Annotated in this window: 23 protein-coding genes, 1 tRNA gene and 1 riboswitch; of the genes, 10 read left to right on the top strand and 14 right to left on the bottom strand. The window is 58.1% G+C overall.

The annotated features are described in order from the left end of the window. The 5 genes from RBH71_RS20540 to RBH71_RS20520 form a co-directional block, all read right to left on the bottom strand. Nucleotides 1-1,278, bottom strand: coding sequence for a type III PLP-dependent enzyme (locus RBH71_RS20540; protein WP_003515538.1), 1,278 nt, complete (start codon nucleotides 1,276-1,278; stop codon nucleotides 1-3). Then, nucleotides 1,262-2,794: an AMP-binding protein gene (locus tag RBH71_RS20535; protein ID WP_003515535.1), complete on the bottom strand. Its 1,533-nt coding sequence runs from the start codon at nucleotides 2,792-2,794 to the stop codon at nucleotides 1,262-1,264. Before RBH71_RS20535 ends, RBH71_RS20540 begins: the two co-directional genes overlap by 17 nt. Then, complete coding sequence (locus RBH71_RS20530; RefSeq protein ID WP_003515534.1) at nucleotides 2,791-3,054, bottom strand: acyl carrier protein; 264 nt, start codon at nucleotides 3,052-3,054, stop codon at nucleotides 2,791-2,793. Before RBH71_RS20530 ends, RBH71_RS20535 begins: the two co-directional genes overlap by 4 nt. Before the next feature lie 88 nt (nucleotides 3,055-3,142). Then, on the bottom strand, nucleotides 3,143-3,901 hold the full coding sequence (locus RBH71_RS20525; RefSeq protein WP_035252128.1) for a hypothetical protein: 759 nt from the start codon (nucleotides 3,899-3,901) through the stop codon (nucleotides 3,143-3,145). A 276-nt stretch (nucleotides 3,902-4,177) separates the two neighbouring features. Continuing rightward, on the bottom strand, nucleotides 4,178-5,305 hold the full coding sequence (locus tag RBH71_RS20520) for an S-(hydroxymethyl)glutathione dehydrogenase/class III alcohol dehydrogenase (protein WP_003515528.1): 1,128 nt from the start codon (nucleotides 5,303-5,305) through the stop codon (nucleotides 4,178-4,180). Nucleotides 5,306-5,712: 407 nt separating this feature from the next. Between RBH71_RS20520 and RBH71_RS20515 the strand changes: the two genes are divergently transcribed. From RBH71_RS20515 to RBH71_RS20505, 3 genes are read left to right on the top strand one after another with little or no spacing between them, the layout of a single operon-like run. Continuing rightward, the gene (locus RBH71_RS20515) at nucleotides 5,713-7,128 is read left to right on the top strand and encodes a pilus assembly protein (protein WP_244420497.1); all 1,416 of its coding nucleotides are present in this window, start codon (nucleotides 5,713-5,715) and stop codon (nucleotides 7,126-7,128) included. Further along, nucleotides 7,115-7,648, top strand: coding sequence for a TadE/TadG family type IV pilus assembly protein (locus tag RBH71_RS20510; protein ID WP_003515522.1), 534 nt, complete (start codon nucleotides 7,115-7,117; stop codon nucleotides 7,646-7,648). Before RBH71_RS20515 ends, RBH71_RS20510 begins: the two co-directional genes overlap by 14 nt. Further along, nucleotides 7,645-8,223 (top strand): TadE/TadG family type IV pilus assembly protein, encoded by a 579-nt coding sequence (locus tag RBH71_RS20505; RefSeq protein ID WP_035252125.1) that lies wholly within the window; start codon nucleotides 7,645-7,647, stop codon nucleotides 8,221-8,223. Before RBH71_RS20510 ends, RBH71_RS20505 begins: the two co-directional genes overlap by 4 nt. Before the next feature lie 43 nt (nucleotides 8,224-8,266). Here RBH71_RS20505 and trmFO read toward each other — a convergent pair whose 3' ends face one another. From trmFO to RBH71_RS20490, 3 genes are all read right to left on the bottom strand, one after another. Continuing rightward, nucleotides 8,267-9,724, bottom strand: a complete 1,458-nt coding sequence (gene trmFO / locus RBH71_RS20500; protein WP_003515518.1) for a methylenetetrahydrofolate--tRNA-(uracil(54)-C(5))-methyltransferase (FADH(2)-oxidizing) TrmFO — start codon at nucleotides 9,722-9,724, stop codon at nucleotides 8,267-8,269. A 297-nt stretch (nucleotides 9,725-10,021) separates the two neighbouring features. Further along, complete coding sequence (locus RBH71_RS20495) at nucleotides 10,022-10,165, bottom strand: DUF1127 domain-containing protein (RefSeq protein ID WP_003515516.1); 144 nt, start codon at nucleotides 10,163-10,165, stop codon at nucleotides 10,022-10,024. 476 nt (nucleotides 10,166-10,641) lie between these two features. Further along, entirely contained in the window at nucleotides 10,642-10,788 is a 147-nt protein-coding gene (locus tag RBH71_RS20490; protein WP_003502992.1) for a DUF1127 domain-containing protein, read from the bottom strand. A gap of 659 nt (nucleotides 10,789-11,447) precedes the next feature. Between RBH71_RS20490 and RBH71_RS20485 the strand changes: the two genes are divergently transcribed. Both RBH71_RS20485 and tig read left to right on the top strand, forming a co-directional pair. Beyond that, nucleotides 11,448-11,530, top strand: a tRNA-Leu gene (locus RBH71_RS20485). Between the two features lie 240 nt (nucleotides 11,531-11,770). After that, a complete protein-coding gene (gene tig, locus RBH71_RS20480; RefSeq protein WP_323687477.1) occupies nucleotides 11,771-13,249 on the top strand; it encodes a trigger factor in 1,479 nt (492 codons plus the stop codon). 139 nt (nucleotides 13,250-13,388) lie between these two features. On the opposite strand, the gene RBH71_RS20475 is transcribed toward tig, so the two are convergent. Beyond that, nucleotides 13,389-14,378, bottom strand: a complete 990-nt coding sequence (locus RBH71_RS20475; protein WP_080580983.1) for a carbon-nitrogen hydrolase family protein — start codon at nucleotides 14,376-14,378, stop codon at nucleotides 13,389-13,391. Nucleotides 14,379-14,677: 299 nt separating this feature from the next. On the opposite strand from RBH71_RS20475, the gene RBH71_RS20470 reads away from it, so the two are divergent. Together RBH71_RS20470 and RBH71_RS20465 are read left to right on the top strand one after the other, a co-directional pair. Then, the gene (locus RBH71_RS20470; protein ID WP_035252123.1) at nucleotides 14,678-15,217 is read left to right on the top strand and encodes an AAA family ATPase; all 540 of its coding nucleotides are present in this window, start codon (nucleotides 14,678-14,680) and stop codon (nucleotides 15,215-15,217) included. A gap of 282 nt (nucleotides 15,218-15,499) precedes the next feature. Continuing rightward, nucleotides 15,500-16,123 carry a hypothetical protein gene (locus RBH71_RS20465; RefSeq protein ID WP_323687476.1) on the top strand — a complete coding sequence of 208 codons (624 nt, stop codon included), beginning with the start codon at nucleotides 15,500-15,502 and terminating at the stop codon, nucleotides 16,121-16,123. A gap of 201 nt (nucleotides 16,124-16,324) precedes the next feature. On the opposite strand, the gene sthA is transcribed toward RBH71_RS20465, so the two are convergent. From sthA to RBH71_RS20450, 3 genes are all read right to left on the bottom strand, one after another. Next, nucleotides 16,325-17,728: a Si-specific NAD(P)(+) transhydrogenase gene (gene sthA / locus RBH71_RS20460; RefSeq protein ID WP_003515506.1), complete on the bottom strand. Its 1,404-nt coding sequence runs from the start codon at nucleotides 17,726-17,728 to the stop codon at nucleotides 16,325-16,327. A 541-nt stretch (nucleotides 17,729-18,269) separates the two neighbouring features. Further along, nucleotides 18,270-18,803, bottom strand: a complete 534-nt coding sequence (locus RBH71_RS20455; protein ID WP_003515504.1) for a DUF1003 domain-containing protein — start codon at nucleotides 18,801-18,803, stop codon at nucleotides 18,270-18,272. 109 nt (nucleotides 18,804-18,912) lie between these two features. Further along, the gene (locus tag RBH71_RS20450; RefSeq protein WP_323687475.1) at nucleotides 18,913-20,853 is read right to left on the bottom strand and encodes an LTA synthase family protein; all 1,941 of its coding nucleotides are present in this window, start codon (nucleotides 20,851-20,853) and stop codon (nucleotides 18,913-18,915) included. 231 nt (nucleotides 20,854-21,084) lie between these two features. On the opposite strand from RBH71_RS20450, the gene RBH71_RS20445 reads away from it, so the two are divergent. Continuing rightward, nucleotides 21,085-22,764, top strand: a complete 1,680-nt coding sequence (locus RBH71_RS20445) for an NAD+ synthase (RefSeq protein ID WP_323687473.1) — start codon at nucleotides 21,085-21,087, stop codon at nucleotides 22,762-22,764. Between the two features lie 148 nt (nucleotides 22,765-22,912). Here the strand turns inward: RBH71_RS20445 and RBH71_RS20440 are convergent, their stop codons facing one another. Continuing rightward, on the bottom strand, nucleotides 22,913-23,290 hold the full coding sequence (locus RBH71_RS20440; protein WP_003515498.1) for a VOC family protein: 378 nt from the start codon (nucleotides 23,288-23,290) through the stop codon (nucleotides 22,913-22,915). 192 nt (nucleotides 23,291-23,482) lie between these two features. Here RBH71_RS20440 and RBH71_RS20435 point away from each other — a divergent pair, with 192 nt between their 5' ends. Next, nucleotides 23,483-24,313 (top strand): TolB family protein, encoded by an 831-nt coding sequence (locus RBH71_RS20435; protein ID WP_003515497.1) that lies wholly within the window; start codon nucleotides 23,483-23,485, stop codon nucleotides 24,311-24,313. Between the two features lie 128 nt (nucleotides 24,314-24,441). Further along, a riboswitch (cobalamin riboswitch) is annotated at nucleotides 24,442-24,628 on the top strand. Nucleotides 24,629-24,725: 97 nt separating this feature from the next. Next, complete coding sequence (bluB, locus tag RBH71_RS20430) at nucleotides 24,726-25,442, top strand: 5,6-dimethylbenzimidazole synthase (RefSeq protein ID WP_003515494.1); 717 nt, start codon at nucleotides 24,726-24,728, stop codon at nucleotides 25,440-25,442. A gap of 69 nt (nucleotides 25,443-25,511) precedes the next feature. Here bluB and RBH71_RS20425 read toward each other — a convergent pair whose 3' ends face one another. Then, entirely contained in the window at nucleotides 25,512-26,612 is a 1,101-nt protein-coding gene (locus tag RBH71_RS20425) for a DUF2865 domain-containing protein (RefSeq protein WP_003515492.1), read from the bottom strand. Nucleotides 26,613-26,632 lie beyond the last annotated feature (20 nt).

Here is a 26,632-nt window from a genome sequence, read left to right as displayed (position 1 = left end):
TCAGCGTCCTATCACCTCAAACGCACCATTCTCCACCAGCACTTCCTTCGCCGCCGGATGGCTGAGAAAACCCGAAGGGCTGGCGGTGGCGCCATAGGCGCCCGATTGCAGGATTGCCAGGAGATCACCAGCCTTCAGCTTCGGCAGGGCCGCATTGCGTGCCAGCGTGTCGAGCGGTGTGCAGAGCGGGCCGACTATGGTTGCAGTTTCCTCATAGTCTGCCTGCATCATGGCCGGTGCGACGATGGGGTAGTTGCGCTTGACGATCTGGCCGAGATTGCCGGAGGCTGCCAGATGGTGATGCATGCCACCATCCGTCACCACGAAGGTGGTGCCGCGCGAGGTCTTTACCGAATTGACTTCCGCCACATAGATGCCGCCGGGACCGGCGAGGAAGCGGCCGGGTTCGACAATGATATGGGCATCGGCGATCAGCGGATGTGCCTGCACCAAGGCCTTGAGGTCGGGAATGGCGGCACTGACCGCTGCAAGATCGAGCGGCGTCTCCCCGGCGAAATAGGGGATGCCGAGACCGCCGCCGAGATCGATGGTTTCAAGGGGCCTGCCGAGCATTTCGGCCATGCGTGCGGCAAGCAAAATGGAGTGTCTCCATTGGGAGACAAGCATGTCGGCATCGAGGATTTGCGTGCCACCGTAAATATGGACACCGACGAGATTGATATGCCTGATGTCCCTGAACAGCGGCAGGACGTTTTCGAGTTCTTCCTCGTCGAAACCGAAGGCGGTGGCCTTGCCACCCATGCGCATGGCGCCTGCCTGCGCATCCGGCACCGGATTGATGCGGATCGAAGCCTTGACCGGTTTGCCGATCGCCTCGATGCGGGCAATTTCCTCGGCGCTCTCGATATGGATTTCGCCGATACCGCTCTCGATCACCTCAAGCAATTCAGCTTGGCGCTTGCCGGGACCGGCAAAGATGATCTTTTCCGGTGGCACACCTGCCTTGATGGCGGCGCGATATTCACCGACGGAGGCGATTTCTGCGCCAGCGCCTTCTTCACGGAAAAGCGAGATGATGGCGGGCAGGGGATTGGCTTTCACCGAATAGTAGATATCGGCAAAACCACTGAGCGCGGTTGCGAGATCGCGATAGGCGCGGCGCATGGCGCTGGCATCATAGAGGAAGCACGGCGTTCCGGTCTCAGCGACGATATCGCGCACGGCAAGGCCGCCGATGACAAGATTGTTTTCGTCGACTGCGAATTGCGCGGCGGCAAGGGCAGGGCCGTGGCTTTGGGGTTTATCCGTGGGCGCCATTGTCCGTCCGTTCGCGCACCAGCGCGCGGTAATCCACCTTGCCATTGGCCGTGACCGGAAGCCGGTCGACCAGTTCGATGGCGCGCGGAATCATGAAGGGGGCAAGCATTTCGGCAGCTTTTTTGAGAGCTGCCGAGGTATCGATATTCTCGTTGGCGGCGGTTGCCACGGCATGCACCTTCTCGCCTGCAAAGGGGTCCGGCAGGCCGATGACGGCGACCTGCTGGAAAAGGCCAGTCGACATCAGGCTTTCCTCCACCTCGGTCGGGCTGATGCGATAGCCTGAGGATTTGATCATCGCATCGTTGCGGGCAACGAAACTGAAAAAGCCGTCCTCGTCTTCAACCGCCAGATCGCCGGAATAACACACGGTCTCGCCGCCGCGTGCAGCCGGAATGAAAGGGTGAGGGCGCAGCACCTTGGCGGTATCTTCCGGCCGGTTCCAGTAACCCAGCGACACGGTCGGGCCGCGATGGACGAGAATGCCGGGCTCACCCGGTTTTGCCCTCTGTCCCTCGGCGGTGACGATGAAGATTTCACATTCCGGGATTGCCTTGCCGATGGAAGTCGGGCGGCGGTCGATTTCATCAGGCGGCAGGAAGGTGGATCGGAAGGCTTCGGTTAGGCCATACATCAGATAGATTTTGGTGTCCGGCAGCTTTTCGCGCAGCGCCCTCACGGTTTCCTGCGGCACGCGTCCGCCGGAGTTGGTGATGTAACGCAACTGCGGCAACGGCGTTTTCGCCAGCAACGGCGCGGCCCTCGTCAGGATAGCCCAAACGGTTGGTACGCCGGCAAGCCCGGTAATGGCATGGTCGCGCAAGTCCCTGACAATGTCGTCGCCGAGCCTGAAGGTGGAGATAACAGTGGTCGCACCCTGTTCAACCGCCGTCAGCAACTGGTTCAGGCCGTAATCGAAACTGAAGGGCAAAATGGAGAGAATGCGGTCTTTTCCGGTGATCTCCAGATAGGTGCGCACGATGCGCGCTCCGGCCAGAAGATTACGGTGCGACAGCATCACGCCCTTGGGCGAGCCGGTGGAGCCGGATGTGTAGAGGATTGCTGCAAGGTCCTCGCCAATTGACGGGGAGACTTTGGCAGGCACGGGCGGGCGGCGGTCTATTTGTTCCGCCAGCAGTACAGTGACCTCGGGCAGGTCTTCCACAGCCGCGTTCAGCTCATCCATCATCGTAGCACTGCTGATGACGATTTTTGCGCCGCAATCCGCGACGATATGGCGGATTTGCTGCGCCTTCAAAAGCGCATTGACCGGCACGAAGACGCAGGAAGCCATGCTCACGCCGAAGATCGACCAGCATTCCTCGATGCCGCGCGGCAGGAAGATGACGACACGGTCGCCGCGCTCCGTTCCTGCCTCCTGCAATGCCGCCGCACAACGTGCGGCCGCTTCGGAAAATTCGCGATAGCTCAGTGATTTTTCTTTGTAGACAAGCGCCTCATCGCCGCTTTCCGCCCGCGCGGTGAGCAGGTGGTGCAGCAGGATGTGGGTTGTCATCTGCGCCGTTCCTGCGTGACGAAGGCAATCAGATCGGCCGGCGTGCTGAGATTTTCCGGGGTGAAATGTTCATCATTGAGAACGATGCCGAAACCTTCGCCGAGAAAGATCATCAGTTCGAGAAAACCGAGCGAATCGATCACGCCGCCTTCGAGCAATTGCGTATCTGCGGAAAACGGGGCATGAGCCGGGAAACGCTGCGAGAGGTAGGAATAGATGGTCTCGGAGACATCGACTTCCCTGGGTTTCGCTGAAAGCATGCTTATTCTCCGCTCGTTCGCGCAGTCGGGACTAGTCTCGGCCGAAGCGCATTTTCTTCTTTTCAGGCAAGGTTTAAGCGCGCGTCTTTTAAGAGCGTCCCAATACCCAGGGTGGCAATAACACCAATTCTGAATATGTTTCGTTAATAAACCGTGGGTTCCATGCTCCCTTTACTTGTATTGGCGAGGATTTGAGTATGGCAAATCCGCCGGCGTCTCGCTTCTCATCGGAAGCCGCCATGGTCAATGCAAGCCGGCCTTTGCCAAGAAGATGGCGGGCAATTGCCGAAATTTGCTTCTGGGCGACTTGCCTGTCCTCGCAATAGATGAGGCGGGCGGAGGGCAGCCTTTTGGTTATGGTTTTTAAAAACACCAGCGGATAATGGCTTCCATCCGCCTCCATGACTGCCACGATGCAGCCGAAACGCGCATGATCTTCCAGCATGTCGCGCGTGGCGGCAGACAGCGTGCCCTGGGGCACTTCGGCAAGCGGGCGCAGCCGCACCCTGGCCGGGCCGAATGCCTTTAAAGGCAGGGGATAAAAAAGCGTGCAATTCGTTATCGTTGTGAACCCCAGTCTCTCGTTCAGCCTGCAGGCTTCTGGAGACGGGGTGAGATCGGTGAAGATGTCTTCTTCGGAGGATGTCGCCATTTGCAGCATACGCGGTGCAAACCAGCGGCTGGAAGGTTCGACATACCAACTGGACAGGTTGACGACTGTCCTGCCGGTCTCGGCCAGGCGGCTTCGTATCGTCAGAAGAACGCCAACGGTATCGTCGCCCTTCATCAGCAATTGCCCGATGGGGCCGAGATCCTGCCGCTGATGATGGTCGCTTATAAGGGACACGCCGAGCGCCCAGAAAGCCTCGCTCTTTTCCGGAAAACCTTTCGCCAGAAGTGCAACGGCAGCGACGCGGTTTCCGTTGTCGATCGGTACGGTTTTCAGAGGTCGCTCCCGCTATCTGGCGTCGTTTCGGGCAGGGAGGGATTTTTCAACTCCACCGCGCAATATCGGCATACGACGATAGATTTACCGTCCCGTTAATCGGCACGGCTGTAAGCGGAAAGGTCGGTCAATTCATATGGCAGACGCGCGGTGCGCGCCTGCCATTTTGTCAGCCGATCAATAGACCACGACGCCGCGGATGCTCTCGCCCTTGTGCATCAGGTCAAAGCCCTTGTTGATGTCTTCGAGCGGCATCGTGTGGGTGATCATCGGATCGATCTGGATCTTGCCTTCCATGTACCAGTCGACGATCTTCGGCACGTCGGTGCGGCCACGCGCGCCGCCGAAGGCCGTGCCCATCCAGTTGCGGCCGGTGACCAGCTGGAACGGACGCGTGGAGATTTCCTGGCCGGCACCGGCAACGCCGATGATGACAGACTTGCCCCAGCCGCGATGCGAGGCTTCCAGCGCCTGGCGCATGACCTTGGTATTGCCGGTGCAGTCGAACGTATAATCCGCGCCGCCGATCAGGTCGCCATTGCGCTTCGTCATGTTGACGAGATAGGGCACGATGTTGTCGCCCACTTCCTTCGGGTTGACGAAGTGGGTCATGCCGAACTTCTCGCCCCAGGCCTTGCGGTCATTGTTGATATCGACACCGATGATCATGTCAGCGCCGGCAAGACGCAGGCCTTGCAGAACGTTGAGACCAATGCCGCCGAGACCGAAGACGATTGCCGTCGAGCCGATCTCCACCTTGGCGGTGTTGATGACGGCGCCGATGCCGGTCGTCACGCCACAGCCGATATAGCAGACCTTGTCGAAGGGCGCATCGGGATTGATCTTGGCAAGAGCGATCTCGGGCAGGACGGTGAAGTTCGAGAAAGTCGAGCAGCCCATATAGTGGTGGATCTTGTCCTTGCCGATCGAGAAGCGCGAGGTGCCGTCAGGCATCACGCCCTGGCCCTGGGTGGCGCGGATGGAGGTGCAGAGATTGGTCTTGCGCGATGTGCAGGAATAGCACTCGCGGCATTCCGGCGTGTAAAGCGGGATGACATGATCGCCCTTCTTGACCGAGGTGACGCCGGGACCGACATCAACGACGATGCCTGCACCCTCATGGCCGAGGATGGCCGGAAACAGACCTTCGGGATCGGCACCGGAGAGGGTAAAATCATCGGTGTGGCAGATACCTGTCGCCTTGACCTCGACCAGCACTTCGCCAGCGCGGGGACCTTCGAGTTGAACGGTCATGACCTCAAGCGGTTTTCCTGCCTGAATGGCAACTGCGGCGCGAACGTCCATATTCTATCTCCTGGCATGGTCTCGTGATTGGAAAAGGCTGTTTTGCCCGAGCTTGGCGGCAGGGGCAAGGTACAAATCCGTCTTGCCGTATTCAAAAGACGGCAATGCCCCTCACACCTGTGAGGAATTTGCGCATCGTCGCGGGCCTGCCATCAGGGCAATGTTTCGCGTTGTCTTTATATGGTTTACTTCAGCTATTCTAAATTATGAATACGTGATTTAAGTGTATGTTTTTACATATATTTTTCGGAATAAAGGTGACTATTAATTTACAAATTTGGTGTTTATACCACAATATAGAATTTCGAATGGAGCATAACCCGCAGTCGGTGCTGTATTTCGGCGGCTGTTATTAGTTTTTGCATCTCTTGCTTGCAAGTGGTTCGGCTCATTTGCCGCGTGCCGCCATGATCGCGGTACATCAGCCTTTGCTGAGTTTGTTTGCTGCTGCCCCAATATTCCCTCCGGCTGTGGCGTTGTGTCTGTCCGGATGCGTGGAGGGAAACTGGGCGATTTATTTTAAGGCGGGTGATAGCCAATTTCATGAAGCGGCATTTTCAATGTTGAATTTTAAGACAAAACTGGACGGTCTGGCGGAGATTTTCGGGGCGTTTTTGCACGACCGGAGGGCCAGTTTCGCCATTATGACGGCGTTGCTGTTGCCGGTTTTCCTGCTTTTTTTCGGGTTTCTTTTCGAAGGCGGCCGGGCTTTGGCATATTATAGCCAGTCGAAGCGGGTGGTTGCACAGGCATGTGAGCGTTCGACAAAACCGACGCGCACGAACGTACCCCTGGATGAGGTGCGCCGTAAAAACGTGCTCGACACGTTCGACGCACTGATCCGTTCCACCAAACAGGATGTGGTCAGTCGCGATGTTAAAATCGACTGGCTGACGACGGATATAGACGCAAAGTTCAGCTACAAAACCGTGTTCAGTGGCATGTTCGGGGCGGAAAAACTGGACTATCAGCTGTCGTATCGTTGTGGCGGTATACCGCCTTATCCACATGACGGTGAGGTCGTTGTCAACAACACCTTCGAAAAGACGCTGAACGGCACGGAACGTATGCTGAAAAACGGCAGAACCGCCAAAACACCCAACGGTTGCTGGGGTGTTTATACCTATGCCGAACTGGGGTGGGATGGCGGTACGGGGCCGGGCATCGAACTTCAGGATTGGAGCAATGCGGATTGCCGGAAGAACCATGGCTGGCAGGGCTACGGGGATCAGGAAAAGGAGAAGGAGACAAGCGCCGGGATGACATGCACCCCAAAGTCACAGGCTACTCTTCCCAAAGAAAACAACGATCCGAAAAACGGCAGCAAGGCGCAACCGGATGGCAAGGACGCCTTGAATTCCGAGCAGGGGCAGCAGTGCACTACAGAAGAAGAGAAGAACAACACGCCCTCGATGCGCAACGGCCAACATGAGCGAATACCGCCAACCCGCTACGCTGTCGAACTTGATAGTCACTGGGAAGGGCAAAAAAGACGCGACGCCAACAGCTCGATCTTCAAATATGTGGAAATGCATCCCGGCAAATACGAAATCTCGGTTTGGTACAACGGGCGAAACCAAAATTACGAAGGCTCGAACGACATCGATATTTCGCTGCAGGTGTTGCGGCCCCAAATGGGTGTAGAGAAAAAAATTATCCAGATGAGCCAGAAGGCGAATGAAATTCGATGGGAGCGCCGAAGCTACGAGGTCACTGTCGATACTTATTCGCTATACAAGCTGTCGATCGCCGCCGCTGGAACGAGCGACAGTCTGGGTGGCATCATAACGGCATTCGAGGTCACTTATCTTGACTCGTTTTAAGATATCGCATCGTGACTTCCCCAGTCTCATCCGGTCGCTTGCCACGGATATCCGTGCGGCTACCGCCGTTGAGTTCGGTTTGCTTTTGCCGGTCTATCTCCTGCTGATCTTCGGTATCATCGAAGTTAGTCTCGTGCTTTTCTTCAGCCTCAATATGTCGACGGCGGCCACTGCCGGGACTGAATATCTGCGCAAGGCGGCGGCTGGCCGAACGTCCGTTACCGCGGCGGAGTTCAGGCAGGTTATTGCCTCGAATTTCCTGCTCGCGACAACTGAAGATGACCTGAAAATATCGCTCATTGCCATTGCTGATGCCAACCTTGCTACTACACCGGTGACATTTCCGGTCGAGAACAAATTCGAGGCGCCAAGCAAGGCCGCCGGGCAATATCTTCTGGCGCTGGGGTATGACTGGAAATTCATTCTTCCCACCACCCATCTGCTCGTTCCCAGTTCCGGGGGCAAGCCGCAATTGCAAAATCTCTCTCTGGCGATCACCGCGGTTCGGGTGACGGAATGATTGGTAAGAGATTGAAATATCTATCCATCTCGCTGATAAGTTCGCGCTCTGGCGTTGCCGCGGTGGAATTAGCGCTATTGATGCCTTTGCTCATTCTAGTACTGGCGATGGTGATCGAAATCGGGCGTGGCTGGATGAGCTATGACCGTTTCGTAACAGTTGTGGACAATACGGCCCGTTGGTCGGCCCGATTCCCGGAATTTGAGGAACGCGTCAGGACGGGCGTCAAATCCTTTGTCATAGCTGCCGGGCGCCCGCTCGAATCTGAAAAGCTTGATCTGACGCTCAGAAGCGCCAAGCTTGTGGGTGGGGTCGCCGTGACCGAGTTCGCCCCATACAATTTTTTTGGCAACGCCGAAAACGTGAAGTGGGACAAGATATTGACGCAAGGAAACTTCAAGACCGAAGAAGCGGTAATCGTAATTTCGGGGCGTTACAAATACCGCCCGCTCATTTCGTTGCTGGGCAATACGGATATCGAGTTCGAATACGTGACGGCGGTAAACCCGTATTTCTCCCGACACTACAAATATCAGAAGGGAAAGTCGGACTGGCTTTTCTGGAATGTTCGCTGACGGCATTGGTCAGGGGCTTCACCCTAGCCAATCCCGTGGCGTTTCAGCGATAGTGATCGGTGACGGTTTCTAGGGTGACTTCGCCCCCGTTCAACCACGTCGCACAATCCCTCAACGCCCGCGCTGCAACGAGCTGGCGTTTCATTATTGTCTTGTCCTTGCCGCGAAAACGTTTCACGCCTTCCGGCTTGACGATGGAGCCTGGCTCCAGTTCCGGGAAGAGACCGAAATTGATGTTCATCGGCTGGAAGGAACGTTTGCCCGGCTCATCATTCGAGGAAAGATGCCCGCCGGTGATGTGGTTGAGAAGTGAGCCGAGGGCTGTCGTTGCGGGCGGCAGGCTCGGGGTCTCGCCTTTCCGTTCAGCGGCAGCGAAACGGCCGGCCAGAAGTCCGACGGAGGCGCTTTCCACATACCCTTCGCAGCCGGTGATCTGGCCTGCAAAACGCAGGTCAGGCCGGGATTTCAGCTTCAGCGATGGATCGAGTAGGACGGGGGAATCGATATAGGTGTTGCGGTGCAGGCCGCCCAAACGGGCGAATTCCGCATTTTCTAGACCCGGGATCATGCGGAATACATCCGCTTGCGCGCCGTATTTCAGTTTGGTCTGGAAACCCACCATGTTGTAAAGCGTGCCGAGCGCATTGTCCTGGCGAAGTTGGACCACGGCATAGGCCTTGACGGTGGGGTTGTGGGCGTTGGTCAGGCCCATCGGTTTCATAGGGCCGTGGCGCAGCGTCTGGCGGCCGCGTTCAGCCATGATCTCGATTGGCAGGCAGCCGTCGAAATAGGGTGTGCCTTCCCATTCCTTGAAACCCACCGTGTCGCCCGCGATCAGCGCGTCGATGAAGGCGTTGTATTGTTCCTCGTCCATCGGGCAGTTGATGTAGTCCTTGCCCGTGCCGCCGGGGCCAACCTTGTCGTAACGCGACTGGTACCAGCAGATATCCATGTTGATGCTGTCGCGGTGCACAATGGGGGCAATGGCGTCAAAGAATGCCAAGGCATCCTCACCCGTCTCGGCCTGAACCGCCGCCGCCAGATCCGGCGAGGTGAGCGGGCCGGTGGCGATGATGCTGCTGCCCCATTCCTTCGGCGGCAGGCCGGAAACCTCTTCGCGCAGGATCGTCACCAGTGGGTGACTTTCGAGCCGGTCTGTTACGGCCTGAGAAAATCCGTCGCGATCGACGGCAAGCGCGCCGCCGGCAGGCACCTGATGCCTGTCGGCGCAGGCCATGATCAACGAGCCGGCAAGCCGCATTTCCGCATGGATGACGCCCACTGCATTGGCGGTCGCATCGTCGGAGCGGAAGGAGTTGGAACAGACCAGTTCCGCCAGCGTATCGCCCTTGTGCGCTTCCGTGCCGCGCACGCCGCGCATTTCGTGCAGGATGACTGGAACGCCGCTTTCAGCGATCTGCCAGGCGGCTTCCGAACCGGCCAGTCCGCCGCCCACGACGTGAATGGGAGAATAGGTCTTGTCTTGCATGCTGGCGCCCATAGGCCGCGTGGGGGCAAAAGCTCCCCCTCCGGCGGCTGTCTTTCGAGTGATTGTTCCGCGCGGGTCCCGAAGGACGCGTTTTTCAGGGCGATGCACTACCATGCATGGCTGCGACAGCCAAATGTTTTTGCGGGTGGGACGATAGGGACGGAGGGAATGTGGTCTCTATGCTTGTAAGGCAAAAATCTCCGGCGAATACCGCCAGAATCAAAAACGGCGCCAGAGGCGCCGCTTTCTTTTACCTGTCGCTCAATCGTCGCGCCCTGGAGGTCGGGCAGCGGGACGATCTTTTACGCCTTAGCGGAACGAACGGGAAGCTACGTTACGGATGTCGTAACGTGTCAGGCCGATGTCGCTCAGGGCCTGGTTGGACAGGCTGCCAAGTTCGTTGATCGTGCGACGGTAGGAGATCCAGTTCTTTGCGATGCGGATAGGGTTCATGATTGTTTCCTCAATCTTTCTTTGATTTCGTCGGCCGGCTCAGTGTTTCTGTGCTCTCGGCTGTTGAGGTTTTATATATAGACATTGAGCCATGTTGTGCAGTGCAGAATTTAGGCGACTGCCATGCATTTGTGCACTATGTCGGCTAAATTTGCGGCTTTGACTACCGCATGAGCAAAATATGAGCGGAAATGCCTGTCTTTCGGGCGGTTTTGAAGGGGTTTGCGGCCATTGGCGGTGTTGGACCGGCTTTTTGCTCCCCTCAGCGGTGCTTGAAGGGCGTTCGGGCTCTCCAGACATGCCGGATGCAGCCGCCTAATCGATGCATTTTTCATCTGTTTGTCACGCGCACATGCCGGTGGGGCGGCGCGGCTCGATTCCGAGAGGGTGCCAGAACGAAAAAAAGGCCGGAGGCGGGAGCCTCTGGCCTTTTGGGAGGGTCGTCTCGCATCCGCCGCCTCAAGCGGCGGAGCGTATTAGATGCCGACGGCGGTGCGTGCGACGCGACGGATGTCCTGGCGGCCAATGCCGAGGTCATTCAGTTCGCGGTCGGTCATGCGGCCGAGTTCGGTTACGGTCTGACGATACTTGCGCCAGTTGGTGAGCGAGCGTGTAATGTTCATTGTCATCTTCCTCTTCGTGCTGTCCAGCATTTCCGGCCCGTCTTGGGAGGATTAGGCTCGGGGCTGAACTCGATCTCTGTATGACCATGAATATAATCGGTTTAATAAAAACAAAAACAGACAAAGCAAGATGCCACCTATGCATGGAACGCAAAGCAAGCCGATAAATGACCCCAATTGCGGCGGCTACTGCATAATTTGTGACCAATTTGTGTGCTTTTAGTGAACTTGGCGGCATCTGTCGCTGCCAAGCCGTGCGGTCCGGCTGAATACGAGGGGTCGGGCAGGGCAGAGGCAAGGATGGGGATGCAAAGGTCGTCCGTATAAGGGATTCGGCTGGAGGCGCACATTCTCGTAAAATGACGGGCGGCGTGTCCTATATATAATGTCATGTAGCCGCATAAATGTTGCGCGTTTTTCCTGTCGGAACATGTGAAGCCGGACGGGAAAGAGGGAGACGGCGTGCGCAGTTTTGCGGCCCCTCGTGTCATCGTCTGCGGGCGCGCCGTTCTCTTTCGTGCGGGCACGAAACGGCAAGAACGTACCGGCCGGCTTTTGCGGCTGGGGCGGGGACCCAATAAAAGTCCGGGCGAAACGGGACGCGGCGATAAGGCGTGCTTGACCCTTCCAGAACATTGTGACATACCGCCGCCCAACGTGCGGGTATGGCGGAATTGGTAGACGCATTGGTTTTAGGTACCAACGCTTCGGCGTGGGAGTTCGAGTCTCTCTACCCGCACCACAAGTAAAGCATGGCTGTGCCACGCTTGTGCCAGAGTGCATCCTTAGTGATGCAGGGAGCTTCGGGGTTCATCATCCCCTCCGCGCCCTTGTCTCCGGCGCGAGCGCAATTTTGTCCGGCAGGCGCTTGTGTGAAGAAATAATGGAAGCCACGGCCGGGGAACGACGTTTCCGGCGCAGTGCTCGAAAGTAAACCAACGGCTGTCTGAGCACCGCCGCCATGATGTGAAGGTTTGAGAAAATGCAGGTTATCGAAACGCTGGCTGAAGGCCTGAAGCGCGAACTCAAGGTCGTTATCCCGGCTACCGACATGAAGGCCCGTCTGGACGAGCGCCTGGTTGACGCCAAGGACAAGGTTCGCATCAACGGTTTCCGTCCCGGCAAGGTGCCGATGGGCCATCTGAAGAAGATGTATGGCAAGTCCATCATGGCCGACCTCGTCAACGAGCTGGTTCGTGAAAAGCCTTCCGAAATCCTTTCCAGCCGCGGTGAGAAGTCTGCAACGCAGCCGGCCATCTCCATGACCGAGGACGAGCAGGAAGCCGAAAAGATCCTTTCGGCTGAAACTGATTTCGAATTCACCGTTGCCTACGAAATCATTCCGGCCATCGAACTGAAGGCCAATGACGGCATCAAGGTTACCCGCGAAGTTGTTGAAGTCTCCGAAGACGAAATCAACGAGCAGATCCTCAAGATCGCTGAGAGCGCCCGTACCTTTGAAGCCAAGAAGGGCAAAGCCGCCGAGGGCGACCGCGTCACCATGAACTATCTCGGCAAGGTTGACGGCGAAGCCTTCGATGGCGGCGCTGCTGAAGACGCTGAACTGGTTCTCGGTTCTGGCCGCTTCATCCCCGGCTTCGAAGACCAGCTCGTTGGCGTCAAGGCCGGCGACGAAAAGACCATCACCGTGACTTTCCCGGCCGACTACCCGGCTGCGAACCTCGCAGGCAAGGAAGCCAACTTCGACATCACCGTCAAGGAAGTTGCTGCTGCCGCTGCTGTTGAAATCAACGACGAACTGGCGGAAAAGCTCGGTCTGGAATCGGCTGAAAAGCTGAAGGAAATCGTTCGCGGCCAGATCGAAAGCCAGTACGGCAACGTAACCCGCCAGAAGGTCAAGCGTCAGATTCTCGACCAGCTCGACGAAATGTACAAGTTCGACACGCCGGCTGGCCTCGTCGATGCCGAATTCGACAACATTTGGCGCCAGATCAACACCGATCTTGCCCAGTCCGGCAAGACCTTCGCTGACGAAGACACCACGGAAGAAGAAGCCCGCGAAGAATATCGCAAGCTCGCTGAACGCCGCGTTCGTCTCGGTCTCGTTCTCTCCGAAATCGGCGAAAAGGCCGGCGTCGAAGTGACCGAAGAAGAAATGCAGCGCGCGCTGTTCCAGCAGCTGCAGCAGTTCCCCGGCCAGCAGAAGGAAATCCTCGATTTCTTCCGCAACACCCCCGGCGCTTCCGCTTCGCTGCGCGCTCCGATCTTCGAAGAAAAGGTCATAGACAAGCTGCTCACCGAAATCTCGGTAACGGACAAGACCGTTTCCAAGGAAGAGCTTCTGGCTGACGACGGCGAAGAAGCAACTGAAACCAAGAAGAAGGCGCCTGCCAAGAAAAAGGCTGCTGCCAAGGCTGACGACGCCGCTGAAGGCGAAGAAGCCGCTCCGAAGAAGAAGGCTCCGGCCAAGAAGAAGGCCACTGAGGCCGACGCCGAATAATCTTGGCTGGCGAAAGCTGAATGAATGGAAGGGCCGTGGCGAAAGCTGCGGCCTTTTTTGTTTCGTCTGGGCGATGCGGTCCATCCGCCTTGCGCGGTGGCCAGCGGGCCCAAACCGCGCCGCTGACCGATCTCGCCTGTTAAAATTGCTCCCGGCTATCGCTTCTGGGATCATTATTCACCTGATGAGGCGCATATAGATCGCTGCGGGCTTTTCGCCGCCATGGTCGTGCGGGATTTTCACGATCAATAGCAATGTCTGCTATTGCGATAGCCGGTAAACCGTTCATCGGGCATTGCGCCACCCAACGGCCATCCGGTGCGGCGATTCCCGAGGGAGCAGCTGTACTCTGAGCCGCCAGGGTGGAATAGCTGGCCCAATAGGTGTTGCTCACCGCATGCCCCAATATTTCGGCTGCAAATGCCGGGGCATTGGACGGGCCATCACCTGCGGTGGAAAACAGCACGCAATCGACGTTCAGCGTCTCGTATTCCATGAATATTTCTGGGTAGTGCGCCTCCATGCCGAGCGCGCAACCAAAACGGAAGCCATCGATTTCAAACGTCACCGGTACAGTTCCCGGCGAGTACATGAACGAGATTTTGGTGTTCGACAGCAGGCGCTCATCGTAGCGAGTTATAAGCTTCCCGCGATCGGAGATGACGTACAGGCTGTTATACGGTCGATGTGGCGCAGTAAGCTGATGGACGGACCCGAGAATCGTCCAAAGCTTCAGCCTTCGCGCCAGTTTTCTGCTCGCTTCCAGTTCTCTGCGCAGAGTTTCCCACTCAAAGCGCGTCCAGTCGGAAGGCCCGATTTCTCTCGGCCCAGTTTCGGACATGATGCGTTTATTGGGCCAGCACGTTGCCCCTTCCGGGAAATGGATGAGACGGGCGCCGGCCTTATGGGCATCGCACATGAGGCGACGTATTTCTTGCCCGGCTGCTTTCAGTGCCGAAACCATACGAGGGTCGTCGACCAGCGACGTTTGCGCGACAGCCATTCGTAAAGAAGGGCTAACTGGCATGTCGGGAGTTCGGCGGATATGCTTGAGCGCCGCCGTATAGGACTCGCCGGTTTTCGCTGCACGAGCTCTCACGCGGCGTTTGAAATTATTATTTTGCGTCATGATCAGGCCTTTCACGTCCCGGACGCGATTCCCCAGCAACCCGCCCGAAACGATCGGACCAAGACAGTAGCCTGAGACAACGACAGTCCCTTTGCCTCCGTTCAAGACCATGCTGGGGAAGGTCTGGGAGGTTAGGCGCAGGCTTCGCCTTTTTGTCACTATCAGTGGGAAAACGTTGGGTCGTCAAGCGACCGCAATTTCGCATTACATGAACCGGAGAATTCGACACTCCGACATCTTCAAGTCTTTCTCGACTATTATCTTCAGAAGGCATGACAGGGCGTTGGGCAGTCGCGGCGATGGGAAGAAGAAATTATTTGATCGAGGGTGTCTCCGGGGCTGGTAAAACCTCGGTTGCAACGGAACTTCAGCAACGCGGCTTTCATGTGATTCACGGCGACCGTGAACTGGCTTACAAAGGCGACCCCGAAACGGGCGAACCCATGGATGTCGCGCTGTTTCAGAGCGACGACACAAAAATCGCCTTCCGTCACCGACATCACATCTGGAATGTCGAAAAAGTTCGGCAGCTTGTGGCTGATCAAGAGCACGCGGTCACCTTCTTCTGTGGCGGATCGAGAAATTTTCGACGCTTTGTAGATCTGTTCGATGAGGTCTTCGTTCTGGATGTCGATGCAGCGACCTTACAAAGACGGCTGGCTGCCAGGCCCGAGGATGAGTTCGGTGGCAATCTGGCCGAAAGACAATTTGTCCTGCAACTCCACGCAACGAAAGAAGACCTTCCAGTCGGTGCATCTGCCATTGATTCATTGAGGTCTTTGGGAGTGGTGGTGGATGATATTCTGGCTCGTTGCAATGTTCCGAAGGCAGGAAATTAAGACGCTGATCTTCCCGTCACCTTCGTTTTGATCACAATGCAGTGCAGCATGATTTTTTGCTGCATCTGCTCTTGTTCATCTCCCGTTCATCTGGCACCCTGCGCAGCATGATTTGCCTTGGCTGCCTGTGCAGCCGTCAAGGAAACATGGCCGCCAACGCGCGGCTATCATCGCTGCCAAAACCTTTGGCCTTAAGCTTTTACCGTGCCTGCCGGGTTCACCCGGTGCGCCCTTAATTTGCCAGGGGACAAGATATGTCGCCACCGAACGGGCTTCGCCCTGTTGTTCTCTCTGTTCGCCGCGATTGGCACCAACGCCCATGCCGATGAGGCTGGTTTGATCTGGAAGCCGGTCAAGAATTCCGATCGTTCCTATACGGCGCGTATCGGCGCGAAGCTGCCGGTCGAGACGCCGATCCGGGCGGGGCTGGAAATGGGCATGAATGCCTCCAGGACGGGGCAGGTGGTGGATACGCCAGTAAGGTTGTGGGGCAATGTCACGCTGCTGGCGGAGCAGCTGCCCGGTGTTTCGCTTGCCCGTGATGTCGGTGTCCTCTTCAACGCGTTGACGGGGTCGAGCAGCGTTTCCATGACGTCGCGACAGAAACGCATCGTTACGCCGGAACTGGATATCGAGGCCAACCGAAATTTCACGGTGCGTTATGACGGCACGGCGCAGCAATGGAACGGCCTGGATGTATCGCAGTCGCTGCGCCTTTCCCGCTCGGAAACCGGCACGGCTTTCGTGCTGACGGGGGCAAGCCGCAACAGCTTCAACGAGTTCAGCAGCGGCGTGGCCGTGGAGCAGAAGATCGGCGATCACCTGACAGTGCGCGGAACGCTCGATCAGGGATATGCGGATCATTTTCGGCCGGGTGTGAGTGCGCGGTATAGTATTCGGTGGTGAGGGGCGTCACCGGTTATCGTATGGATGAGCAGAAAGTGATGGACGTTCTTGCGTCGCATTCGGCGTCATCCTTGGGCTTGTCCCATGGATCTAATCACGTCGCATAAAATCGCGACGTTGCAGAGGCTCGGGGCAGGCCCGAGCATGACGGAGGAGAGGTTTGCGCACATTGCAAACGATCTCCACCCGCAACAGCCAACCTCAATCCTTCTTCAGCTCACCCATGCGGTTCCACGCGTCGAGACCGGCAATCTTGTAGGCCTCGGCAAGCGTGGGATAGTTGAAGGTGTTCTCGACGAAATACTCCACCGTACCCTTCAGGTTCAGCACCGCCTGGCCGATATGCACTAGTTCGGTGGCACCTTCGCCGACGATGTGGACGCCGAGCAGACGGCGGGTTTTCAGCGAGAAGATCATCTTCAGCAACCCGCTGTCGAGACCCATGATATGGCCGCGTGAGGTTTCGCGGAAATGGGCGATGCCGCATTCATAGGGAATGTGGCGTTCAGTGACTTCTTCTTCCGTCAGGCCGCAGGTGGAGATTTCCGGAACGGCATAGATGCCGTAAGGGAAGAACTGCGGCGGTTCACCGGCCGGTGCACCGACCGCGTGGCGGGCGGCGATACGGCCCTGTTCCATTGAGGTGGAGGCGAGGCTTGGAAAACCGATGATATCGCCGGCGGCGTAAATGTTCGGCACTGTTGTCTGGAAGGTCTCGGGATTGACCTTCAGGCGGCCGCGGCTGTCGGCTTCCAGCCCACAGGCGGAAAGATTGAGCGTATCGGTTGCGCCGACGCGTCCGGCGGCGAACAAAACCGTCTCGGCTTTAAGGACGCGGCCGTTGCTGAGCGAAACGAGGCATTTGCCGCTGTCGTCGCGCTCCACCTTTTCCGCTTTCTGGCCGAAGATCAGCTTCATGTTACGGTCGCGCAACTGATAGGTGAAGTCCTCGACGATTTCCTTGTCGATGAATTCCAGCATGGTTTCGCGCGGTTCCACCACCGTTACCTGCGTGTCGAGCGCACTGAAGATCGTGGCATATTCGATGCCGATGACGCCCGCGCCGACAACGACCATGGAGCGCGGCAGTTCCTTGATCTCGAGTATCTCGTCCGAATCGAGCACTGCCGCGCCGTCGAAGGGAATATGCGGTGGCCGGTAGGGCCGCGTGCCGATGGCGAGCAGAATGGAAGCGCCGGTGACGTTCATGACTTCACCGTCGTTCTTCACCACCTTCACCGTGTTGGCATCGACGAAGCTTGCCGTGCCGCGAATGTGCTGCACGCGGTTGCGGGCGAACTGGTGTTCCAGCACCTCGACCTCGTGGTCGAGCGTGATCAGCAGGCGGCGGCGCAGATCGTCCGCGTCGATTTCCTGCTTGACGCGGTAGGAGCGGCCATAAAAACCGCGTTCGCGCCAGCCGGTGAGATTGAGCGCGGTTTCGCGCAATGTCTTGGAAGGGATGGTACCTGTGTGCACCGAAACGCCGCCGACGCGGCTGCCCTTCTCGATGACCAGAACCCTCTTTTCGAGCTTGGCGGCCTGGATGGCGGCGCGTCTTCCCGCCGGACCGCTGCCGATAACAATCAGATCGAACTGGTACATGAAAACCCCGGAACAGAATGTATTGCAATGACCGGATGTCGCATCCGGGATGGCGCTGCCGCGAAATGGTCGTGATGCCATTTTGACCAGGGGAAGTGATTCCTTGTCAGCCTTGCACACGAGAGTGCAATGCAACAAACGCCTGCGTCAATCTGTAGCGCAATAATCTGACGGATCCGTAACCGTTTTGCCCGCTTGTCGTTTTGCGACGCAAAGATGCGCCTTTGCGCCCGGCACGGCCTTCGCCGTCGGGTTTTCGTAGTTTCAGACGGGTTGTGCCCGGTCACGCGCTGATTGGGGTTGGATTGTACGGATGCTTGCGCAACCGGGCATTCCAGAAAGCCGTATTTCGCAAGAGGCAGTGCACGGCCTTTTGCGAAATGGTCCTGTCACCATGAACGTGCCACCGTTCCCACCACCAGGACCGTCCTTCGGTTTACGCCACGTCTGGCGTCTACCCGGCAGGACTGCATTCAAGATAACAGGGTAAGGAGGCGCGGGGAAAAGCGGGGATGGATTTTCGCGCGCCGGTTCTTTTTCGTCAGTCTTCTTTCCGGGTCACATGGCGGTGAAGGGCAGCGAGGTCCTGCCTGAGTGCTGCCAGTTCGGCCAGTACCTTCACGTCGATCTTTTCGTGCAGAGACAGCACCTCAAGCTCGGCTTTCAGGTTCACCTCATAATCCTTGGCGGCCTCGAAACGGTCACGAGCGGCCTGCCGGTTCTGCGACATCATGATGATCGGCGCCTGGATGGCCGCGAGCATGGAGAGCAGAAGATTGAGGAAGATGAAGGGGTAGGGGTCGAAGGCCCGCGTCGTCAGCACGATGGTGTTGATGATTGCCCAGAACACCAGGAAAAAGCAGAAGCTGAGGATAAATCCCCAGGAGCCGCCAACCCTTGCAATGCTGTCGGCCAGCCTGTCGCCCAGGTTTGCCCCGGCGGAAAATTCCGCATTGGTGTCGGTCGAGACCAGCTTTTTCTGGTGCGACAGTTCCAGAATACGACGCTCGACCTCGCCGATTTCCCGGGAGGAGCGCTTGAAGTGCGAAACGATATAGTCGGAGATGTCTGACACGGTGCTTCTCGTGGTGCTGATGGTTCGGTAAGGCCCTGTCGAGATAAACCCGCATGGCAATGGAATTCAAACGATTTCCGCTGCCATGCCGTTCAGCCATCCAGACCCATCAGACTGACGGCGTGGCGTCATTTACCCAGTTGAAGCCGGGGAAGAAGCGCTCTCGGCCATATTGCTCGCCGAACATCATGTCGAATTGCAGCAGGCGATAATTGCGCACCACGTCCGGAATGGAATTGGGTGAAATCGACCAGTCGGGCAGCGCCTTGCCATCCGTTGCCACCAGCATATGCCGGTCGAGGACGGAAAACGCATCCTGCACTTCACCCAAAGTCCCCGTATAGAAGGGGTCTGAGAAACCGGCTGTTTTCAGTACGTGATAGGGCAACAGCGCCGGGCTGATGGTGCCGATATTCTTGCGCACCCCCGTCTTCGAGGACCAGACGACGAGCGGCGTCTCGTGTTCCTTTTTCATGATTTCCAGCGGCGCGCGGCGGCTGGCCACCATGCCCGGCATGTAGCCGCTTTCCACGAATGTCTGGCCAAGCGGCGGCAGGTGATCGCCGAAGAGCACGATGATGGTTTCGCGCTCGCGCTTTTTTGCCCAGCGCATCAGCTTCAGAAGGGCGTCGTCGGCCTCCGCCACACCCTGCGCATAGGTACCAAGCGCCTGCGATGCGGAAGCGGAGAGATTGCCCTCTATGCCGATGGTGTCGCTGGCATAACGGCCCGCCTCGTAAGGTCCGTGTCCCTGCAGGGTGACGGCGAAGAGGAAGAGCGGGTTGCGCGCATCGTCCGCGGCCACCATGATCTGGTCCATCAGCGCGTCGTCGGAGGCGAAGTTGCCGCGCTTTTCCATGGGCGGCAATGTCTCTTCCGAGCGGAACTCCTCGAAGCCGAAATTCCTGTAAACTTCCTTGCGGTTCCAGAACCATTCCTGAAACGGATGCATGGCGATGGCCGAATACCCTTCGCCACGGAAGAAGCTGGCAAGCGAGGGCACCGGGCGGCGGATATATTGCTGGTAGGGAATGCTGCCATAGGGCAGGAAGGCGTTGGAAAAGCCGGTCAGCGCCTCGAATTCCACATTCGCCGTCATGCCGCCGAATTCCGGCGAGAACACGTTGCCGGATTGCTTGGCGCGGATGTTGGGCATCGGATCGGCAGAGAGCTTCACGTTTTCAAGCCGTGTCGGATCCCACAGCGATCCGCTCATCAACATGATGACATCAGGGTAATCGCCCGTGTTGGCGGCAAAGGCGGCGGGTTCCGAGGTCAGGTCTGCGATGCTGTTTTCGCCGTAACCCTGCGGCGCCGAGACGTTGGCCATGGGAATATTGAAGGCAAAGGCCATCAGGAAACCGTTATGGCGGTAATTCTCCTGTTGATCCCACATCATGGGGATGATGTTGAGACGATCGCGCACCCACGAATAATGCGAATAGTCCATGAGCGAGGCGAGGCCGGCCAGAAGCGGCAGCGCCAGCACAAGACCTGCGGCGCGTTCGCGCCAGCTCAAGCCCGGCGAATAACGCCGCGCCAGCAGCCACAGGGTGGAAAGGGCCGCAACCGTGGCGCAAAGGCCAAGGCCGACCAGCACGGCCGTCACCGGCTGGGCTTTCAGCATGGTGGGCAGAAGCTCGAGGATCTGCCGGCCGAACAGCAGGTCGGAGGGATAAAGCGGATCGGAGAGATAGGTCTGTTTCTGCGCGGAAATAAGCCCTGTCAGCGCGCAAAGCGGCGCAACGGCGATGAGCGACAGGTAACGGCGGCCGAGGATGGAATCCAGCGCTACGAGCAGCAGCAGCACGGCGGCGATGGTGGTCATGCCGGGGCGGGCGGATGAGGTGAGGAAGGTGCCGACATCAACTAGCGAACCGCGGGCGATCCATTCCAGCGCGACGACAAGCACGACCGACGAAAATGTCAGATTGGCAAGCGTGTAGGCCTTACCCGAAAGCTTGGAAAGGCTCCGCGTCCATGCAGGCGAAAAGACAAAATCAGCCTTTTCGGAAGCCGTTGTTTTTGGCGCCGAATTTCTCAAACTCATACTCCGGTATTACGAGGCGACACCGCGCAATTCGGGGAGGTGAATCGGGGCGTCGCAAAACTGTCATGTAACTGTCACATAAGCGCGATGAACGCGACATGAACTTTGCGGAGTGTGGCCGGTGCGGTGATAACCTTAGCGTGAATGCCGGTTGCGGCTTCATCCTATCAAGGTGGTGCGGCATGCAATTGCCGCGTTGCGGAGCGGGCACGGGCGCGGTATTGAAAAGCCATGAGCGACAGACACGACATCAAAAACCATCTTCGAATTGCCGTCGGGCAGTTCAATCCGACTGTTGGCGACGTGGCGGGCAATCTCGCCATGGCGCGTGAAGCACGGGCCGATGCGGCGACGCAGGGTGCCGATCTCCTGCTTCTGACCGAGCTGTTCATATCCGGCTATCCGCCGGAAGACCTGGTATTGAAGCCGGCTTTTCTGAAAGCGTGCCTGAAGGCCGTGGAAGAACTGGCGGCGGAAACCGCCGATGGCGGGCCGGGCGTCGTCATCGGTTTTCCGCGTCAGGGTGAAACGGGCCGGCACAATTCGGTTGCGCTTCTGGATGGCGGCAGGATCATCGCGCTGCGTGACAAGATTGACCTGCCGAATTACGGCGAGTTCGATGAAAAACGTGTTTTCGCCGAAGGTTCGATCTCCGGTCCCTATAATTTCCGCGGTGTCAGGATCGGCATTCCGATCTGCGAGGAAATCTGGAACGATATGGGTGTGTGCGAAACGCTTGCCGAAAGCGGGGCGGAAATCCTGCTGGTGCCGAATGGTTCGCCCTATTATCGCGGCAAGCTGGATGTGCGCCATCAGGTGGCGCTGAAGCAGGTAATCGAAAGCGGCTTGCCGCTGGTCTTCGCCAATCAGCTTGGCGGGCAGGACGAGCTGGTTTTCGACGGCGCGAGCTTCGGTTTCAATGCCGACAAGACCCTTGCCTTCCAGATGAGCCAGTTCGAGGCGACCCTTGCCGTTACCGATTGGAAACGCACCGCAGAAGGCTGGCGCTGTGAGAGCGGTCCTTTCTCGAAAATCCCTGAAGGCGAGGAGGCGGATTACCGCGCCTGCATGCTGGGCTTTCGCGATTACGTCAACAAGAACGGCTTCAAGAGCGTGGTTCTCGGCCTTTCCGGCGGTATCGATCTGGCGATCTGCGCTGCGCTTGCTGTTGATGCGCTGGGCGAAGAGCGGGTGCGCTGCATCATGCTGCCCTATCGTTACACCTCCGAGGATTCGCTGAAGGACGCAGCCGATTGCGCCAGGGCGCTCGGCTGCCGTTACGATATCGTGCCCATTGCCGAACCGGTGGATGGGTTCCTTTCGGCGCTTTCGGAAATGTTCGAAGGCACGGAAGAAGGCATTACCGAAGAAAACCTGCAGAGCCGTACACGCGGCACCATTCTCATGGCCGTTTCCAACAAGTTCGGCTCGATGGTGGTGACAACAGGCAACAAGTCGGAAATGTCGGTGGGGTATGCGACGCTTTATGGCGACATGAATGGCGGTTTCAATCCCATCAAGGACCTCTACAAGATGCAGGTCTACGCCATCTCCAGCTGGCGCAATTCCCATGTGCCGCCGGGCGCGCTCGGGCCATCCGGCGAAGTGATCCCCGCCAATATCATCTCCAAGGCGCCATCCGCCGAATTGCGACCCAACCAGACAGACCAGGATTCGCTACCGCCCTATCCGGTGCTGGACGATATTCTGGAGTGCCTGGTGGAAAAGGAAATGTCGGTCGAGGAAATCCTCGCGCGTGGCCATGATATCGCGACGGTGCACCGGATCGAGCATCTGCTCTATCTCGCCGAATACAAACGCCGCCAATCCGCGCCCGGGGTGAAGATCACCAAGAAGAACTTCGGCCGCGATCGCCGTTATCCGATTACCAACCGGTTCAGGGACAGGTAGTCGAAGGAGGGCATGGGGGAGCTTGCTGGACCCCGAATCTAGTTCGGGGTGACGGAGTGCGGATGCTGCGACTTCGCCATATATCGATGGCGAAGAAGCATCCTTTTCCTCCAACGGCGCGGACACGCCGCGCCGTCTCCCTATCTCGTTAAATAACCTGCCCCACATCGATGCGGTTACCATCCGGGTCTTCGAAAACGAAGGCCCGCAGGCCATAATCCTTGTCCTGCAGACTTTTGATGATGCGAAGCCCGTGGCTTTTGCAAAGCGCGTGCAGCGCGTCGGCGTCGCTGACCAGCATATGCGCCACATTGAAGGGGGCCGGTTTGTGCGTCGACTGCAATGTCAGGTGCAACTCGGCATTACCTTGTTTCAGGATCATGAAACCGACAGGGTTGCCGTTTTCGAAGGTCTTTTCGAAGCCCAGCACACGGACATAAAAGTCATGGGCCTTCTCGATATTCTTGACAGGAAGCATTGCGGCGATCCGACCGAAGCGGATGCCGTGATCGGCGATGGTGTTCATCGCGGAACCTCGGATCTGGGAGAAACGGGCAGGGGTGCGGGCGGTGCCGGAACGCTGCTGTTTTTTCCTATTTGAATTTGCAGGGCGGTGCCTGCGGCAATAGGATCATAATCACGGCGGTGGCGGATGCAAACGGAATGTTTGTGCCATTCAACGCTCCACGCCAGACGATCGACAGGCCCGGGAGGCAGCATGCGCAGTTCCATCGAAATCTTCAACATCCGCAATCGGCAGATGCGGGTGGTGTGGCAGACGCCGGAGCTGTTCGAGGCTCCGAACTGGTCGCCGGACGGGAAATACCTGCTTCTGAACTGCGACGGTCTGCTTTATCGCCTGTCACTTGCCGGCGACCCTTCGCCGGAAAAGGTCGATACCGGCTTTGCGACAATCTGCAACAATGACCACGGCATTTCGCCTGACGGTTCGCTTTATGCCATTTCCGACAAGGTGGAGTTCGGCAAGAGTGCCATCTATCTGCTGCCTTCGACGGGCGGAACGCCGCTTCTGATGACTAAGAACCTTCCGTCCTACTGGCACGGCTGGTCGCCGGACGGGAAAGGTTTCGCCTATTGCGGTATTCGCGATCAGGTTTTCGATATTTATTCCATGGACATAGACAGCGGCGTTGAGACACGCCTTACCCATGGTGAGGGCCGCAATGACGGGCCGGATTATTCGCCGGATGGAGAATGGATCTATTTCAACTCCAGCCGCACCGGCCAGATGCAGATCTGGCGCGTGCGGGTGGATGGCTCGGCCGTCGAGCGTATCACCGACAGCGTCTATGGCGACTGGTTCCCGCATCCGTCTCCCAGCGGTGACAAAGTCGTCTTCGTCTCCTACGACGCCGATGTCTTCGACCATCCGCGCGACCTCAACGTGCGCGTGCGGCTGATGGATATGGATGGTGGCAACGCCGAAACGCTGTTTGACCTTTTCGGCGGGCAGGGAACGATGAATTCGCCCAACTGGTCACCGGGCGGGGATGAGTTCGCTTATGTGCGGTATTTTCCCGTTGGGTGATGCGGTAGGGAGTGCTTCAGCCGGCGCGCGTCCGCGCGGCGGCTGAAGGCCGCAATACGCAGGTGAGGTGGCCACGGTCACATTGCCGCATCGCTGCGCAAGATACTTGTATTTGCAATCTTTGTTGCTCATAAGCTTCTTCGTCAGGTGCCTGCCCTTTACGGCGGGAGAATCGGGAATCCGGTGCAAGACCGGAACGTGCCCAGCGCTGTGAGGCGGATGCCCTTTTTCTTGATGCCACTGAATCCATTCGGGAAGGCGAAAGTGGGCGGATGAAGCCGAGTCAGAAGACCGGCCTGACAGAATAGACCAGACCGCGTGGACGGCGGCAGGTTGTTGCAGCAGCGCGTCGTGCAGGCGAAAACCGGAGCCGGTTTTCGTGGCGGCGCGCCAGCATTGTTGGGGATAGACGATGCCGACCGATCCACTCGCGACCAGTTCGCTCGACGCCGATGCATTCGATCACGCGCTTTCGCCCGCCTACCCGTTTTCCGAGGGGGAGCGAGAGGCGATCTACCGTGCCATCGAAACCCGCCGTGATGTGCGCGACCAGTTCCTTCCGGATCCATTGCCGGAAGATGTGGTCGAGCGCTTGCTGAAGGCGGCGCATTCCGCGCCCTCAGTCGGTTTCATGCAGCCGTGGAATTTCACGCTCGTCACTGACGGTGCGGTCAGGCAGGCAGCTTGGGTTGCCTTCAGCCGCGCCAATGGCGAGGCGGCGGCGATGTTCGAGGGGGAGCAGCAGGCGCTTTACCGCAGCCTCAAGCTTGAGGGCATCCGCAAGGCGCCGCTCAGCATCTGCGTCACCTGCGATCCGACGCGTGGCGGCAAGGTGGTGCTGGGCCGTACCCACAATCCGCGCACCGATGTCTATTCCACCGTCTGCGCCATCCAGAACCTCTGGCTTGCAGCGCGCGCCGAAGGCATCGGCGTCGGCTGGGTCAGCATTTTCCACGATAGCGACATTCGCACCATTCTGGAGATCCCCGACCACATCGAGATCGTCGCCTGGCTATGCCTCGGCCGCGTCGATACACTTTATACCGAGCCGGAACTGGCGGTGAAGGGTTGGCGCCAGCGCGTGCCGCTGGAGGATTTGGTATTTCGCAATCGCTGGGGCGGGCGGTAAAGAGAACACGCGACCGTCTTGTGAGTGAGATAGAGCGTTGCCAACTCCATACCGTGTGCTTGATGGGAGCTATTGCTGCGGCTGTATACCCTTCAGCGCCGGGTTCTTCAGGTCGATCCGGCCTGTCTGGTCGGGCAGGAATTTAGGGCCGATGACGCGGACCCTGCTGTTGTTCGGGTCATAGTCGCGTTCCGGAACCGGTTGTTCCGGCGGCTTTGCGGCCTGCTGCAGTTCGGTGGGTTTTTTGGGGGTGTCACCTTGCGGTGATGGAATGGTCGTGATGCTGGAATAGGGTTTCTCAGCTTCCGGCCGCGCAGCCTCCTGCTGCTTCATCTCCTCGTGATAGGCGGCCATGTTGCAGGCGCAGCCTGGGGCTTTGGTTGAGGCATTTCGATAAGCAAAGGCGGTCGGCAGGTCCTTATAGGGCTTTCCTGTTTCAGCCGAGACCATGTCAGCCGTTTCCTGCTCCGTCATGGAGTGGAAATAAAGCTCCGTCTGCGTACCCGGACACATTTTCTGGCATTGTTCGGCCTGCGCACGGAAATCGAGCGGCGAGGCATTGGAAGCGATGGGGAAGAACGAGCCGTCGCAGGTGCGCACGCACAGCGTCCTGAGCCCGCCTTCCGCAGCGGCATTGGGGTAGGGCGAAAGCCCTGCCTGTCCCGGCGGATTGCTCTGTTCGCCGAAGGCGTCGGGGTAACGTGTCACATCGGGTGCCGTCGGCTGGCGCGCTTCCGTTTCCGGAATGGCGCTGCAGCCATTGGCGTCAAGGGCGGCGAGAATGCGCTGGCGTCTGATGTCGCCATCATCGCTGCCCTGGGCCGCCATGGCATCGTCGCGGTCACGGATGATGGCATCGCGTTCGCTCTGCGCATCCGCCATCGCGTCGCTGATCTCCGCGCAGAGTTCGGCATTCGGGCTGCCATAAACGGTGACGCTTGCGGATGAACAGCCGTAACGGCGCAGATCGTTCCTGATCCTGCGGATCTCGATGTTCTGGCGGGTGAGCGCATTGGCGTAACGCCGTACCTCGGCGGTGTTGCCGATGACACGCGGCGGTTCGCGCAGCTGCGCATAAAGCGTATCGCAGACCTGATCCGCGAAAGCAGCGGCCGGGGCGATGAAAACAAGGGGAAGCAGGAGGCCGATAATGCTGCGGCGCCGGGTCAATGGTGCGATCCGTTCGATGT

This window comes from Rhizobium sp. AN68 (assembly GCF_030758035.1).
GTDB lineage: Bacteria > Pseudomonadota > Alphaproteobacteria > Rhizobiales > Rhizobiaceae > Agrobacterium > Agrobacterium tumefaciens.
Note: the sequence above shows the minus strand (reverse complement) of the source record. Positions and strands in the feature narration are given on the sequence as shown.

Excerpts from the sequence above, each read along its gene's own strand:
- RBH71_RS20445 (WP_323687473.1), top strand. The coding sequence starts at position 21,085 with ATGAGCGACAGACACGACATCAAAAACCATCTTCGAATTGCCGTCGGG.
- RBH71_RS20450 (WP_323687475.1), bottom strand. The coding sequence starts at position 20,853 with ATGAGTTTGAGAAATTCGGCGCCAAAAACAACGGCTTCCGAAAAGGCT.
- RBH71_RS20435 (WP_003515497.1), top strand. The coding sequence starts at position 23,483 with ATGCGCAGTTCCATCGAAATCTTCAACATCCGCAATCGGCAGATGCGG.
- bluB (WP_003515494.1), top strand. The coding sequence starts at position 24,726 with ATGCCGACCGATCCACTCGCGACCAGTTCGCTCGACGCCGATGCATTC.
- RBH71_RS20440 (WP_003515498.1), bottom strand. The coding sequence starts at position 23,290 with ATGAACACCATCGCCGATCACGGCATCCGCTTCGGTCGGATCGCCGCA.
- trmFO (WP_003515518.1), bottom strand. The coding sequence starts at position 9,724 with ATGGGCGCCAGCATGCAAGACAAGACCTATTCTCCCATTCACGTCGTG.
- RBH71_RS20530 (WP_003515534.1), bottom strand. The coding sequence starts at position 3,054 with ATGCTTTCAGCGAAACCCAGGGAAGTCGATGTCTCCGAGACCATCTAT.
- sthA (WP_003515506.1), bottom strand. The coding sequence starts at position 17,728 with ATGTACCAGTTCGATCTGATTGTTATCGGCAGCGGTCCGGCGGGAAGA.
- RBH71_RS20515 (WP_244420497.1), top strand. The coding sequence starts at position 5,713 with ATGATCGCGGTACATCAGCCTTTGCTGAGTTTGTTTGCTGCTGCCCCA.
- RBH71_RS20490 (WP_003502992.1), bottom strand. The coding sequence starts at position 10,788 with ATGAACATTACACGCTCGCTCACCAACTGGCGCAAGTATCGTCAGACC.
- RBH71_RS20535 (WP_003515535.1), bottom strand. The coding sequence starts at position 2,794 with ATGACAACCCACATCCTGCTGCACCACCTGCTCACCGCGCGGGCGGAA.
- RBH71_RS20475 (WP_080580983.1), bottom strand. The coding sequence starts at position 14,378 with ATGACGCAAAATAATAATTTCAAACGCCGCGTGAGAGCTCGTGCAGCG.
- RBH71_RS20495 (WP_003515516.1), bottom strand. The coding sequence starts at position 10,165 with ATGAACCCTATCCGCATCGCAAAGAACTGGATCTCCTACCGTCGCACG.
- RBH71_RS20505 (WP_035252125.1), top strand. The coding sequence starts at position 7,645 with ATGATTGGTAAGAGATTGAAATATCTATCCATCTCGCTGATAAGTTCG.
- RBH71_RS20520 (WP_003515528.1), bottom strand. The coding sequence starts at position 5,305 with ATGGACGTTCGCGCCGCAGTTGCCATTCAGGCAGGAAAACCGCTTGAG.
- RBH71_RS20470 (WP_035252123.1), top strand. The coding sequence starts at position 14,678 with ATGGGAAGAAGAAATTATTTGATCGAGGGTGTCTCCGGGGCTGGTAAA.
- RBH71_RS20540 (WP_003515538.1), bottom strand. The coding sequence starts at position 1,278 with ATGGCGCCCACGGATAAACCCCAAAGCCACGGCCCTGCCCTTGCCGCC.
- tig (WP_323687477.1), top strand. The coding sequence starts at position 11,771 with ATGCAGGTTATCGAAACGCTGGCTGAAGGCCTGAAGCGCGAACTCAAG.